At 39.8% G+C, this 14931-nt stretch carries 13 protein-coding genes; 11 read left to right on the top strand and 2 right to left on the bottom strand.

Annotated features, from left to right (window positions below):
* Position 1: 1 nt before the first annotated feature.
* The gene (locus LG402_RS15250; protein ID WP_227335860.1) at positions 2–1612 is read right to left on the bottom strand and encodes a sulfatase; all 1611 of its coding nucleotides are present in this window, start codon (positions 1610–1612) and stop codon (positions 2–4) included.
* Between the two features lie 38 nt (positions 1613–1650).
* Positions 1651–2886 (bottom strand): anaerobic sulfatase maturase, encoded by a 1236-nt coding sequence (locus LG402_RS15245; protein WP_210813053.1) that lies wholly within the window; start codon positions 2884–2886, stop codon positions 1651–1653.
* A gap of 535 nt (positions 2887–3421) precedes the next feature.
* Here LG402_RS15245 and agaR point away from each other — a divergent pair.
* From agaR to LG402_RS15190, 11 genes are all read left to right on the top strand, one after another.
* Positions 3422–4201, top strand: a complete 780-nt coding sequence (agaR, locus tag LG402_RS15240) for a transcriptional repressor AgaR (protein WP_036912386.1) — start codon at positions 3422–3424, stop codon at positions 4199–4201.
* A 53-nt stretch (positions 4202–4254) separates the two neighbouring features.
* Positions 4255–5535: a tagatose-bisphosphate aldolase subunit KbaZ gene (kbaZ, locus tag LG402_RS15235; RefSeq protein WP_166540617.1), complete on the top strand. Its 1281-nt coding sequence runs from the start codon at positions 4255–4257 to the stop codon at positions 5533–5535.
* Between the two features lie 12 nt (positions 5536–5547).
* The gene (locus tag LG402_RS15230) at positions 5548–6738 is read left to right on the top strand and encodes an SIS domain-containing protein (protein WP_210813054.1); all 1191 of its coding nucleotides are present in this window, start codon (positions 5548–5550) and stop codon (positions 6736–6738) included.
* A 24-nt stretch (positions 6739–6762) separates the two neighbouring features.
* Positions 6763–7257: a PTS N-acetylgalactosamine transporter subunit IIB gene (gene agaV, locus LG402_RS15225; protein ID WP_072069319.1), complete on the top strand. Its 495-nt coding sequence runs from the start codon at positions 6763–6765 to the stop codon at positions 7255–7257.
* A 48-nt stretch (positions 7258–7305) separates the two neighbouring features.
* Complete coding sequence (gene agaW / locus LG402_RS15220) at positions 7306–8073, top strand: PTS N-acetylgalactosamine transporter subunit IIC (protein WP_069367637.1); 768 nt, start codon at positions 7306–7308, stop codon at positions 8071–8073.
* Positions 8063–8953 carry a PTS system mannose/fructose/sorbose family transporter subunit IID gene (locus tag LG402_RS15215; protein ID WP_072069318.1) on the top strand — a complete coding sequence of 297 codons (891 nt, stop codon included), beginning with the start codon at positions 8063–8065 and terminating at the stop codon, positions 8951–8953. The genes agaW and LG402_RS15215 overlap by 11 nt, the downstream gene beginning before the upstream one ends.
* A gap of 101 nt (positions 8954–9054) precedes the next feature.
* Positions 9055–9489, top strand: a complete 435-nt coding sequence (gene agaF / locus LG402_RS15210) for a PTS galactosamine/N-acetylgalactosamine transporter subunit IIA (protein WP_109407516.1) — start codon at positions 9055–9057, stop codon at positions 9487–9489.
* Positions 9486–10655: an N-acetylglucosamine-6-phosphate deacetylase gene (gene nagA / locus LG402_RS15205; RefSeq protein ID WP_210813055.1), complete on the top strand. Its 1170-nt coding sequence runs from the start codon at positions 9486–9488 to the stop codon at positions 10653–10655. The genes agaF and nagA overlap by 4 nt, the downstream gene beginning before the upstream one ends.
* Before the next feature lie 42 nt (positions 10656–10697).
* Positions 10698–11528: a 5-dehydro-4-deoxy-D-glucuronate isomerase gene (kduI, locus tag LG402_RS15200; RefSeq protein WP_109407514.1), complete on the top strand. Its 831-nt coding sequence runs from the start codon at positions 10698–10700 to the stop codon at positions 11526–11528.
* A 79-nt stretch (positions 11529–11607) separates the two neighbouring features.
* Positions 11608–12363, top strand: coding sequence for a 2-dehydro-3-deoxy-D-gluconate 5-dehydrogenase KduD (gene kduD, locus LG402_RS15195; RefSeq protein ID WP_109407513.1), 756 nt, complete (start codon positions 11608–11610; stop codon positions 12361–12363).
* A gap of 17 nt (positions 12364–12380) precedes the next feature.
* Positions 12381–13442, top strand: a complete 1062-nt coding sequence (locus tag LG402_RS15190) for a glycoside hydrolase family 105 protein (protein WP_227335859.1) — start codon at positions 12381–12383, stop codon at positions 13440–13442.
* Positions 13443–14931: the final 1489 nt, after the last annotated feature.

The raw sequence follows: 14931 nt of genomic DNA, 5'->3' as shown, positions 1-14931 counted from the left end.
ATTAAGGTTTTGCAGAATCCACTAATATTTGATAGTGATCTTGCCCCCAAATAACGGGCTTTGGCTTATCTTTGATCCACTGGTAATACGCATTTTTTAGCTCTGTAACTTTTTGTGGGTTTTGTTTGGCAAGATCAATTGATTCGGACGGATCGTTTTTATCGTTAAAAAGTTGAGGCTGATTTTTCCCGTCATCATAAAAATAGAGCGCCCATTCACCGTCGCGTACAGCCCAAGCACCTTTAGAGAGTTTTTCTAAATTAGGATTTGTAGGCGGTGTTTTACGTTGATAGGTTATCCATTGATGATATCCATGCCAAAATTCTTGGTTTTCCTCACTGTAATGTTTAGTGCCAGGACCGGCCCAATAAAGATAATTGTGAGGGGATTTTGTTGTTTCACCTTTGAGTAAAGGCATGATGTTTTTCCCTTCAACATTTAGATTGTCAGGAATAGTAATACCTGCTGTTTGTAGCGCAGTCGGTAAAATATCAAGTGCGGAGATCATCTCATCACTTTTTGTACCAGCAGGAATAGTGCCGGGTTGATAGGCAATGAAAGGTACTCTGACCCCACCATTAAACATTTGTCCTTTAAAGCCTCTATCCATTGCATTCATTGGCATTGGTGATTCATTAACTGCACCATTGTCGGATAAGAAAAAGATAAGTGTATTTTCTAATTCACCATTTGCTTTTAATTTTGCAAGAATTTGACCAATACCTTCATCGGCTGCATTTAATGCTGCAAAGTATTTATCTGCTTCAACATTACCAGTATCAAATTTTTCCATATATTTCGCAGGTGAGGCTTGTTCCAACGGAATATGAGGAACGCTATAGGAGAGATTAATAAAGAATGGTTTATCTTTATGTTCATCAATAAATTTTAAGGTCTCATCCGTTAATAAATGTGTGGTATAGCCCGGAGCTGGAACATTGACACCATTACGCCAAAATGCAGGCGAATTCCATAAAGCCACACCCGATGCGTAATAGCTAAAGTCATAATCAAAACCTCGTTCATGAGGTGTGTAACCCACTTCTGGTGTTGAAATCATGTTGTCGTGATAATCGCGAGTTTGTTTACTTTCATTAATTTTCGGTTTGCGGATCACTTTTGCATTGTGCCATTTTCCAATGCTGGCTGTGGCATAGCCATTTTCTTGGAAAAGTGAAGGCAATAGTTTGATATCTTTGGGAATACCTAAAATGGCATCATCATTACTGTAAGTACCAAAGCTTGCAGGAGAACGGCCCGTAAAAATACCTGCTCGAGAAGGGCCACAAACAGGATGAGCAACAAATGCATTGGTCATTTTGGCACCATTTGTAGCCATTTGACTGACATTTGGCATTGCAATGCGTGCAGCTTCAACCATCTTATTGATATCGCCTTCATAACGTGGCGGTGTCGGTCTTTGTGCTAATTCATCAACATTTAAGGTATCCAGTACAAAATCAAGCTGTCCTGTTCCTAAATCATCCATCACTATCAGTAAAATATTTGGCTTTTCAGGTGTACCACCTGCATTGGTAGTGATTGGGATGCTTAAACATGATGTAGCAATCAGCCCAGTGAGTAAGCTTTTTTTAACAGAAGGTAAGATCACGGATTGTCTCCAGAATAAACAAGATAAAATAAAAAGAGTTACTTTAAGTAGTTTTTTTTCATCGCAGGAAGTGCATCACTAGCAAGGCCTCCGCGCGAAATAGCTTGTTGCATTAATTGCATGCCTATCGCGGTATGGTGAAATATTTTTTTATAAGAGCGACATAGGTAGTTATGGCGATGTTTTTCACCTTCAATAGCAATAATGCGATGTTTAGGGCAACCGCCGTAACATAAGCTTTGCACTTCACATTGTTTGCAAAGGCTAGTTTGTTTATCATATTTATTTTGGCCAAAGCGCTGCTGCTGTTTTGATGTGGCTAAATGAGCAAGACTATTTTGATGAATATTGCCCAAATTATTGGCGGGATAGACATAGTGATCGCAAGAGTAAACATCACCATTGGCTTCAATGATCAATGCCTGACCACAGGTTTTAGATTGAATACAGGTTGATGCGGGATATCCCATCCATGTGCCTAATAAACTATCAAATAAGCGGATATATATTTTCCCGATATCGCCTTGCCGTATCCATTCATCAAATACTTCAGCCATAAATTGCCCATAGCCTTCAGCCGGAACAGAAAATGGTGCTAATTGTGCATTAGGGCCCGGCGCATAATGTCCTCCGTGAGTATGAGGAAAGCGTCTATCGACTTCGACAATGGGAATAAATTGAAAGAAAGTGGAACCTAATTCTTTTAAGGCTTGATAAGTTTCTTTTCCTTTATTCCAGTTTTGGTCATTAACGACAGTGAGTGTGTTAAATTCGACGCCATATTCATTGAGTAACTTAATTGCACGTTTTACTCGTTCAAAAGTAGGGCTTCCATTGACTGAAATACGATATTTATCATGAACAGCTTCAATACCATCAATTGAAACGCCTAATAGAAAGTGATTATCAGCAAAGAATTGTGCCCATTGGCGATTAATAGCAATTGCATTGGTTTGTACACTATTTGTAATTGTCTTGCCGTTAGCAAATTGCTTTTGGTATTTGACAACTTGCTCAAAGAAAGCCAATCCTGCAAGCGTTGGCTCTCCACCTTGCCAAGAGAAATCAACCTGATCTCCACCGTGTGACTGAATATAGTCTTTAATATAACGACGAAGTACACCATCTGGCATCACGGTATGGCCTGTCTCTTTTTTTTCATCTTGAAAAATATTTTCTTTTTCCAGATAAAAGCAGTATTCACACTTAATATTACAGTGGTAGCTTGTAGGTTTTGCCATCATATGAAAATAAGCAGGTTGATTTAATGCCATTAGTCATTTCCTGAGTTTCTTTTTTATCCTGTTACATTACGTAAAATTTATCAAAACAAAAGAGATTAAAATCACAAATACGAAACAACGAAAGTAAATGAAAGATTTTTTCGAAAGATAAATACTGTTTTTTTCGATAAAAATACTTTCGATTCGATACTATTTCATATTCTATTGACTATTTGAGCTATTTAGTTTGATTTGTTTTTCGAAAATAAATGAATGTATTGAAGTTTTAATCTTTATTTTGTGAGATAAGGCGAAATTAAATCTATGTTATTGTGCTTTACCTAGCTGTATATGGTGTAATCATAAGTATAGTGTTGCGTTATATCATTTTATTTATTGGAAACTGATGGCCTGAAGGCTATCATTGAAATGACACGAAAATAATCGTAAGCATTCGATGATGAATCGAAACTTTGTGAAAGAGATCAAAAGTTTTGTTTTTTTGCATTGTCGGTTAAAATTGGCGTAGTAAACTACATTCGAAATCAATCGAAAGAAAGTATTTTGGTTTCGTAAGGAGACGAAAGTGAAAGCGGCAGTTGAGAGGCGTATGGAAATCCTCGATATGGTAAACCAGCAAGGTAAAGCCAGAGTCGAAGATCTCGCTGAATTATTTAAAGTCTCAAGTGTCACTATCCGCAGCGATCTAAGCTTTCTTGAAAAAAATGGTTATATCGTTCGCTCTCATGGTGCAGCAATTCCTAACACAGGATTTATTGCCGAATTGAGTATCCACGAAAAACGTGGACAAAATGCGGGCATAAAAACATTAATCGGGAAAGCAGCCGCAACGCTGATAAAGGATGGAGACACCGTCATTCTTGACTCGGGGACAACTACTCGCGAAATCGCGACACATTTAAAGTCGCGCGAAAATGTAGTGGTCATGACTAACGGTCTGGATGTCGCAATGGAGTTAGCAAATACCTCAGGTGTGGAAGTATTAATGACCGGTGGTGTATTGCGAAAAAGTGCGTTGTCTTTTTCAGGCTCACAAGCTGAAAATAGCCTTAGAAATTACCGTTTTGATAAGGTTTTTCTAGGTGTTGACGGATTCGATTTACGTGTTGGTATTACTACACACAATGAACAGGAAGCTAGTCTTAACCGTTTAATGTGTGATATCTCAGAAACGATTATTGCGGTTGCCGATTCTACGAAATTCAGTAAACGCAGCTGTCATATGATCAGAGAGTTTGGTGATATTGATATATTAGTGACCGATTCAGGTATCCCTGAAGAATATATTCAGGAACTGAAAGATCACAAAATCGAAGTGATTATCGTCGACGATAAGGCATCGTAATTTGCTAACTCCATTAGCAACACCGCCGGTGTTGATTATGGAGTTAGTATTTAATGCATCCTTTAGAAAAGATTGTTCAGCTACACAAATCAGGCAAACAGAATGGTATTTATTCTGTTTGTTCTGCCCATCCTTTAGTAATAGAAGCAGCTCTATTACAAGCGCTGGATAATGATTCCTTTCTGCTAATTGAAGCCACCTCTAATCAGGTTGATCAGTTTGGTGGTTATACAGGAATGACTCCCGCTGACTTTTACCAATATGTTATTGAACAGGCTAAAAATGTCAGCTTTCCTATCGAGAAGCTTATTCTTGGTGGCGACCATTTAGGGCCTAATCGTTGGCAACATCTAAACGCTGAAGAAGCGATGGCGAATGCAGATGTGTTGATTGCACATTATGTTGCCGCAGGTTTCAAAAAAATCCACCTTGATTGCAGTATGTCTTGTGCTGACGATCCCGTTCCTTTAACCGATGAAATTGTGGCATCTCGTGCAGCACGCCTTGCTGTTATTGCAGAAAATACAGCAAAAGAGACTTTTGGCTCGAGTGATATTGTTTATGTTGTTGGCACAGAAGTGCCTGTCCCGGGCGGTGCCGCTGAAGAGCTTGATACGGTTGAAGTGACTTCACCTGATGCTGCACGTAAAACCTTAGAATGTCATCGCCAAGCTTTTCAACATGCTGGTGTCGGTGATTGTTGGGAACGTGTTATTGGTTTGGTGGTTCAACCGGGAGTCGAGTTTGATCATACAGGTATCATCGACTACCAACCAGAAGAAGCACAAGCATTAAGCCAAGTCGTAAATGATTATTCTCATCTTGTTTTCGAAGCTCACTCAACGGACTATCAAACCAAAGAGGCTTATAAACAATTAGTTCACGATCATTTTGCAATTTTAAAAGTTGGGCCTGCACTAACGTTTGCTATGCGTGAGGGTTTATACGCACTTTGTGCCATTGAAGAGACTTTATTTCCGCAAGAACAGTGCTCTAAATTGCGTGAAAAGATGGAACAACTGATGTGCCGTGAGCCTGGATTTTGGCAAAAATATTATCACGGTGATGAGCGTCAACAAGCCTTTGCTCGAGTGTATAGTTTTAGTGATCGTATTCGCTATTACTGGCCTGATGCTGAAATTAATGCCGCTATAGATACGCTAATGGATAACTTATCCGTTAAACCAATTCCACTGCCGTTACTGAGTCAATATCTGCCTTATCAATTTACCCAATTTAGAGAGGGCATGATTGACGGCTCCCCTGAATCTTTTGTTATTGCGAAAATTCGTGACGTGTTATCGGTGTATGCCGATGCCTGCTATGTCCATTAATTGAGGGAAACCATGGAATATTTAAGCTATCAGACCGCTAAATTAGAGCAACTGAATGCATTTTGGACTGCGAAAGAAATTGAGCAACAACCAGAATGTTGGAAGAAAACATGGCAATCAGTAAAAGAGAAACGTGCTGATATTGAAGCCTTCTTAGATAAAGCGCTCGCAGCGCCTCATGCACGAATTATTTTAACAGGTGCTGGTACGTCCGCATTTGCTGGAAAAGCATTAGCCCCTATTTTAAGTGGCCATACAAAACGTCGAGTAGATGCGATTGCAACAACCGATTTAGTGGCTGATCCACAAGAATATTTAGCAGAAGACATCCCAACGTTATTAATTTCTTTTGCGCGTTCAGGGAATAGCCCTGAAAGTGTGGCGGCGTTAGATGTTGCGACTGAATGTCTATCTCAGTGTCATCACTTAGTACTGACATGTAATGCAAATGGCAAGCTTTATCAGTATTGCCAAAATAATAGTAGAGCATTGGCATTGTTGATGCCTGAAGAATCCAATGACCGTTCTTTAGCAATGACTTCTAGCTTTTCATCCATGATGATGGCTGCAGTGACTATCTTTTTAGGAGATAACGTCTTTAGTGATTCTATTGCACCTTTTTTTAGTCACTATAAAGCACAGTTTAATAAAGCGAATCAAATTATTCGGGATAAATACGCGGGTAAGTTTAAACGGGTTATTTATCTAGGAAGTGGTGGATTGCAAGGTTTAGCGCAAGAAGCTGCGTTGAAAATGTTAGAGCTTACAGCGGGTAAAGTGGTTGCGAGCTTTGATACTCCATTAGGTTTTCGACATGGGCCTAAGTCTATCGTAAATAAAGAAACTTTAGTGGTGATGTTTTTCTCTAATGATCCTTATACACGTCAATATGAGACTGACTTATTACGAGAGGTTATTCACGATAATGCATCAGGCAAGGTGATCGCGATCACCGCACGAAATGATAAAGCTTTTTCGCCTGAGAGTTTTGTTTATATTCCTGCGTTAGAGAACTGTTCTGATGTGGCGCTATTGTTCCCTTACTTGATGTTGGCGCAATCATTCGCATTTCACAGTTCCATTGCACTAGGGAATACGCCTGATAACCCGTCTCCAACAGGAGAAATCAATCGTGTTGTACAAGGCGTCACTATTTATCCGTTCTCATACAAAAAAGACGACACACAGTCTGCTTTAAATTAATAAAATATAATAAGAGAGCTAATCATGAACACACCGAATATTGTCTGGACCCGCATTGATGAACGTTTACTCCATGGTCAAATCCGCATTACATGGGGAAAACATACAGAAGCAAACCTGATTTTAGTGGCTAATGATGACGCAGCAGAAGGCCCAAACGCCGCATTCATGCAAGCTGGAATGAAAGCATCAGCAGGTGGTGAATATGCTGTTCGCTTCTTCTCTATTCAAAAAACCATTGATGTTATTAGCAAAGCATCACCTCGTCAGAAAATTTTTGTGTTGTGTAATAACCCGAAAGATGTTGCCCGTTTAGTGGAAGGTGGCGTGCCCATTACTCACTGCAATGTTGGCAATATGCATTTTCATGAAGGGAAACGCCAAATTGCAAAAACAGTATCCGTTGATGAAACCGATATTGATGCATTTAAACGCCTTGTTGCAAATGGGGTAACTTGCACAATTCAAAACACTCCCGATCAGACACCTGTTGATGTATTAACACTCGCATCTGCTTGATAAATTTCTGAATAAAAAAACCTGCATTAGCAGGTTTGAGGATTATTTATGATTTTTGAAGCTTCTTTAGTGGCTTTATGGGCCTTCTTTTGCGGTATAGATAAGTATGACGTTGCATTAAATATCCATCGTCCATTAATTACAGGGCCTGTTGTCGGGCTGATTATGGGCGATATGCAGGTTGGATTGATTGCAGGGGCAACATTAGAACTTGCTTGGTTAGGACTTGTTCCTAACGCTGGTGCTCAGCCACCAGATGTAACATTAGGCACTATTGCTGCGGTTGCTTTTGCAGTAATGACAAATCAATCACCTGAAGTTGCTATGGGTATTGGTATGCCAATTGCGGTGTTAATGCAAATGTTGGTGATTGGCTTCTTTGCAATGACTGCGTTCACTATGGGAAAAGCCGATAGATACGCAGAAAGAGCCGATGCTGGTGGTGTGTCACGGCTACTGATTATCACGATTATAGTACGTTCATTACTCTACGCATTAGTTGCCTTCGTAACGGTCTATTTCGGTGAACATGCGGCCCAGTGGATTGATGATAATACCCCGAAAGTGTTGCTTGAAGGTCTAGGTATTGGCGCGAAGATGGTTCCGGCTATTGGTTTCGCAATGTTGTTGAAAATCATGTGGTCAAAAGAAGTTGCTGGTGTGTTCTTCATTGGTTTCGTGATGACAACCTATTTAAAACTCCCAATTATGGCGGTCGCTATTTTAGGCGCATCAGCCGCTGCACTCTACTTCTTCTTTAGCGGTAATAACAAAAATACAAGTCAGCAAAATGAGGATTTCGAAGATGGTATCTGATAACAGCACTGCATTGAAAACACAAGATAAACCAGAAACGGGTTCTTTGATTGATGGCATTGATGAGTACCAAGATACTACGGTCAGAAAAGTTATCACTAAAGGTGATCTTTGGAAGTGTGCGTTCCGAGGGTTATTTATGGAAGGTAACTTTAACTTTGAACGTATGCAAGGCGGTGGATTTGCCTTCTCAATTATTCCGGCACTAAAGAAGATCCACGGGAATAATAAACGCGATTATGCAACATCACTGAAAAACCATCTGCAATTTTTTAATGCCAGTCCTAAGCTGTTTACCTTTTTATTAGGTACAGCTGTTGCAATGGAAGAAAACAAAGAAAAACCATCAACTGTTAACGTGATGAAAGTAGCAGGAATGGGGCCAACAGGGGGCATTGGTGACGCTATCGATCATATGACCTTAATGCCACTTACATTAGCATTGGGCGCATCTATTGCAATGGAAGGCTCGATTGCGGGACCTTTTGTTTTCTTCTTTTTATATCAAATTGTGCACTTTTTAGTGTATTTCGGGCTGATGTTTATGGGTTATCGCGCGGGAACTGCTGCGATGGTCAATATGAGTGATGCCACTGAAAAACTGGCTAAAGCCGCCAATATTATGGGGATCTTTGTCATTGGGGCGCTCTCCGCGACCTTTATCAAGGTGCAAACCACCGCCTCGTTAGAGCTGGGAGGAAAGGTGGTCGAATTGCAAAGCGCGCTCTTTGACAAAATCATGCCGAATTTACTGCCTCTGTGCTTAGTTTTCCTGATGTACAAAATGGTAAAAAGCACCGGCTTTTGGGGAAAACCTCCGGTATTGATTTTCTCAACTCTTGCATTTGGTGTTGTCGGCCACGTATTAGGATTCTTATAACAGAGAGCCTTTACCACCGTCGTTATCGTCAATCGAAATACATTATTAACTTGCTATAAACGGGCAGGAGAGTCTTCTGTTGCCCGCAAGGAGTCACACTCATGATAGGTCTTATTGTTTCAGGACATCTTAATTTTGCTTCAGGTATGGCATCAGCCGTAAAAGCGATTGCTGGCGAGCAAGAAGATATCGCATTTATCGATTTTGTTGAGTCAATTTCTCCTGATGAACTTGAAGAAAAAATGCGTGAAGCGATTAACTCAATGTCATGTCAGCAATATCTATTCTTAACAGATTTACCCGGTGGAACCCCTTGTAATAGGGCAATGGCCATTATGATGCAGAACCCTGCTGTTGAAGTGTTAGCGGGTGTGAATCTACCGATGATTGTTAATGCGGCCTTTGAACGAGAAGGATGTTCAACGTCAGAGTTAGTGCAAACGTTACGCGAAATAGGTCAAGACAGTATTCAAGATATTCGTGAGCAATTGGCTCAAATAGACAGCAATGATACTGATGAAGAAGACGGCTTATGAGTCAGCGATACGCCATTTTGGCAGATAGAACGTTTACGCCTGAAGGAATTCGTTATCTCTGTTATGTCTGTGTTAGGGGCGATGTCATTGAATCGATCACTTCGCAAGCACCAACAGATTGCCCCATTATTCGCCTAAAAGGGAAATCATTATTACCCGGTTTTGTGGATATCCATATTCATGGTCGTGAAGGTGCAGATGTCATGGATGCGACTGAACAAGGGTTGCAAACCATTGCTGATGCTTTAGTGAAAACAGGCGTTGTAGCGTGGGTTGGTACAACAGTTACTGCGCCTATAGATGATATTCGCCTCGCATTATCACAAGTACGTGAGTTTTTATCAAAGCCACAAACGTCCGGTGCGTTGTTGCTTGGGAGTTTTTTAGAAGGGCCTTATTTTACCGAACGCCATCGAGGCTCTCACCCAGTGAAATATCTAAAAGCACCAACAATATCAGAGTTAGAAACACTGCTTGAAAGTGCAGGTGACACATTATTGCGTGTCGCTGTTGCGCCAGAAGCACAAGGTTCAATAGAAGCGATTGATTGGTTGGTCAATCGAGGTATTAAACCAAGTGTGGCGCATACAGCGGCAACTTACGAGCAAACTTCAGATGCTTTTTTACATGGAGCTGATTGTGGTGTGCATTTGTATAACGGTATGACGGGACTTCATCACCGTGAGCCTGGATGTTGTGGTGCCGTGTTATATCACGATGTATTAGCAGAATTGATTGCCGATGGCATTCACGTTCATCCCGTGATGATGCAATTAGCGTATCGCATGAAAGGTTACCAACAACTCGCGTTAATTACAGATTGCATGCGTGCAGGTGGGTTGCCTGATGGTGATTATACGTTGGGTGCTCAAACAGTGAGTGTTACTCAAGGCCAGGCCAAAACAGCAGATGGCTCTTTGGCTGGGAGTACCTGTAGCTTAGATAGTGCATTGCGAAATATGGTGCAACTTGCGCACATACCTGAGTGGGAAGCTGTACAAATGGCGACTGCGATCCCAGCTGAGTATCTCGGTATCGGCGACAAATTGGGTTATATCAAAGTAGGGCAACAAGCCAGCTTTGCTGTGGTGGATGAGTGTTTTCATCTCACCGATACATTCATCAGAGGAAATCATATTTACTCTGTATCCGGGGAAAATGTATAGCTTTTCAGTTATGCACCCATCAGTAAAAATGAGGTATTTATAATGGAAATTCGTCAGCCAATTCATAGTGAACATGCTAAACGGCTTGATACAGAAGGACTTCGCAAGGAGTTTCTGATAGAGAACCTATTCTGTGAAGGGGAAATGAATCTCACTTATAGCCATATAGATCGTATTATTGTTGGCGGTATTGTTCCTACAACACAGCCTTTAGCATTAATGGCGGGTAAAGCCTTAGGCGTTGATTTCTTTTTAGAAAGACGTGAGTTAGGTGCCATTAATATTGGTGGCGCTGGTAAAGTGGTTGTTGATGGAGAAGTATTTGATATTGGTCCTCGTGAAGCCATTTATATTGGAATGGGGGCTAAAAGTGTTGAGTTTATGAGTGATAATATGGAAACTCCAGCTCGTTTTTATATGAACTGTGCGCCAGCTCATCATACTTATCCAACACGCAAAATAACGCAGCAACAAGCATCACCAGAAAAAATTGGTAATGCAGAAAATTGTAATGTTCGTACTATTTATAAATTCTTACACCCTTCAGTTCTGCCAACGTGCCAATTATCCATGGGGATGACGGTTCTTGAACCAGGTAGTTTATGGAATACCATGCCTTGCCATACTCATGAGCGTCGCATGGAAGTGTATCTCTATTTTGATATGAAAGATGATAACGTGGTGTTCCATTATATGGGAGAACCAACGGAAACTCGTCATTTGGTTGTTCGCAATGAACAAGCCGTCATCAGCCCTAGCTGGTCAATTCACTCAGGTGTAGGCTCTGCATCTTATACCTTTATTTGGGGAATGGTTGGTGAAAATCAAGTCTTCCACGATATGGATCATGTGGCAATGAAAGATCTGAAATAACCACAAATAGTTACATTTTCTTCTTACCCTACTTATAAAAAAGGTGTGGCAATAAAGCCACACCTGAGAGGTTACTGCTATGAATTTATTCGATTTAAATGGCAAGATTGCTATTGTCACTGGTTGTAATACAGGTTTAGGCCAAGGTATGGCTATTGGTTTAGCCAAAGCGGGCGCAGATATTGTGGGGGTGGGCATTCAAGATGCGCCTGAAACTCGTCAGCAAGTGGAAGCATTAGGTCGTCGTTTTCATTACATTACACAAAATTTAATGAAACAAGATGGGTTACAAGCGCTGGTGGATGAAGCTGTTTCTGTTATGGGACGTATTGATATTTTGGTGAATAATGCAGGGATTATTCGTCGAGAAGACCTTTTAGAATTTAGTGAAAAAGATTGGGATGATGTGATTGATATTAATCAGAAAACATTGTTTTTTTTATCTCAAAAAGTAGCTCGCCAATTTGTAAAACAAGGTGACGGTGGAAAGATAATTAATATTGCTTCTATGCTCTCTTATCAAGGAGGTATTCGAGTACCTTCCTACACAGCAAGTAAATCTGCAGTCATGGGATTAACCCGTGCATTGGCAACGGAATTATCTCAATACAATATTAATGTCAATGCAATTGCTCCTGGTTATATGGCAACAGATAACACTGCAGCCCTACGTGCTGATGATGCACGTAATGCGGCTATTTTAGAGAGAATTCCGTTAGGGCGCTGGGGTGTTCCCGAAGATGTTGCAGGTCCTGCTATTTTCTTAGCGTCTAAAGCCAGTGATTATGTTAATGGATACACCATTGCGGTTGATGGTGGTTGGTTAGCTCGTTAATTTCATGGAGAAATAGGATGGAACACGCTAATACAGATACTTTGCAAAGAGAGCTTGTATTAAAAAACATGAAGCGAGTGTATCGTTATCAATCGGCTAATCAAGTTCGCAGTGTTCGTCGCCGTAGTGGTAAAACCCGTTTTATTAAAGATACCGACTGGGAACGTGGTGTTTTATGGAGTTGTGTAAGTGCAGCATGGCAGGCAACACAAGATGAAGAGTATCTCAATGGTGTGTTGAATTACACTTTACATACTGGGTTTAGAACAGGCCCCAACGCACGTTTTGCAGATGATCATGTTTGTGCACAAGCTTATCTGGCTATTAGCCCGCTTTTTGAACAATCTGAAGTGGTTGAACCAACAATCAAAGCGTTTGATATTATGCTTAATGAGCCAAAACGCGGTCGTGAGGATTGGTGGTGGTGTGATGCACTCTTTATGTCGCCTCCAGGCTTTGCTGCATTAGCTGAAATTACCAATGAGCGACGTTATTTAGATTATATGCACACAGCTTATTGGGATGCGATTGACCATTTACGTGATCCTGAAACAGGGCTTATCTTCCGTGATCATCGCTATATTCCTGATGGTCAAGGTAATGAATTACGCGAAGCTAATGGTGAAAAAGTATTTTGGAGCCGTGGTATCGGTTGGGTCTTAGCTTCGATACCGCGTATTTTAAAATATATGCCTGATGATTATCATGATCGTGAGCGTTATATTGCACTGTTTAAAGAATTAGCGACATCCATCCTAGATTATCAACATGAAGATGGTTTTTGGCGAACAAGTTTACTCGATCCTGATAATTTTCCTGCACCAGAAAGTTCAGCAACAGCGCTATTTTGTTACGGATTAGCATGGGGAATTAATCAGGGAGTATTAGAGAAAGATGTGTATTTTCCTGCATTAAATAGAGCATGGTCAGCATTACAAACCTGTATTCATGACAATGGCATGATAGGTTGGGTTCAACTTCCGGCATTTAACCCTCGTGAAGTGAAGTTTGAACATAATATGGATTATGGTGCTGGTGCTTATTTATTGGCAGGAAGTGAAGTTTTAAATCTTTTGTAAAATTGCTAGCGCTTTGATATTGACGCTTTGTTGTTTTTCTTGCGCTTCACATGCCTTCCGCGCAATATTTTCCTATCTAGGATGCCGACCAAAAAATAAGGTCGGCTTTTTTATTTTTAATATAATAAGAGGTAACGCTGATCTGTTACCTCTTATTATAAATTTGGGTGCTGAGATAAACACACAATAATTGAAAAAAGAAACTGTGGGGGAATGCTCCCCCACAAAATTAATATAAAGTGAAAGCTATATTAACCTGAATAATTAAATATCCATTGTTTGGTATGAGTAAATAAGATATTTACGCTCTAATAATACATGACTTGGTAATATCATTGTCACGATCACTAGCCCGATTAAAGAATATTTTTTCATTTCCTCTTGCACTCCGTTAAAAATGGAGGCAAAATCAAATTGTTTGTGTTTGAGTCCGCCTCGGTTAATATGAATATATTTTCCGGGGCTTTTCTCTTTCTGGTGCTTGCGATATGCTTGAACCAGATTGATCCAAGCACCCGCGCAGAGAATAACAAATTATTTAAATGAGACAACACATTTATTATTAATAATAAAATTATCGATTTGTTTTTTCTGTTTTAAATAATTAATTGATTCATTAACTGGTGTGGTTAATAGAATAAGAGGTAAAAATAATTTGTTACCTCTTATTCTAAATTTGGGTGCTGAGATAAACACACAATAATTTAAAAAGGAAACTGTGGGGGAATGCTCCCCCACAAGGTTAATATAAAGTAAAAACTATATTAACCTGAATAATTAAATATCCATTGTTTGGTATGAGTAAATAAGATATTTACGCTCTAATAATACGTGAGTTGGTAATATCATCGTCACGATCACTAGTCCGATTAAAGAATATTTTTTCATTTCCTCTTGCACTCCGTTAAAAATGGAGGCAGAATCAAATTGTGTATGTTTGAGTCCGCCTCGGTTAATATGAATATATTTTCCGGGGCTTTTCTCTTTCTGGTGCTTGCGATATGTTTGAACCAGATTGATCCAAGCTCCCGTGCAGAGAATAACAAAATAATCATCTAGCACAACACATTTATTATTAATAATAAATTTATCGATTTGTTTTGCTATTTTAAATAATTAATTGATTCGTTAACTGGTGTGGTTAATAGAGTAAGAGGTAACAATAATCTGTTACCTCTTACTCTAAAATTGGGTGCTGAGATAAACACACAATAATTTAAAAAGGAAACTGTGGGGGAATGCTCCCCCACAAAATTAATATAAAGTGAAAGCTATATTAACCTGAATAATTAAATATCCATTATTTGGTATGCGTAAATAAGATATTTACGCTCTAATAATACGTGAGTTGGTAATATCATCGTCACGATCACTAGTCCGATTAAAGAATATTTTTTCATTTCCTCTTGCACTCCGTTAAAAATGGAGGCAGAATCAAATTGTCTGTTTTTGAGTCCGCCTCGGTTAATATGAATATATTATCCGGGGC

The sequence above is a fragment of the Proteus sp. NMG38-2 genome, from assembly GCF_020640995.1.
Taxonomy (GTDB): domain Bacteria; phylum Pseudomonadota; class Gammaproteobacteria; order Enterobacterales; family Enterobacteriaceae; genus Proteus.
The sequence above is the reverse complement of the archived record's forward strand: the minus strand, read 5'-3'. Positions and strand labels throughout refer to the sequence as shown.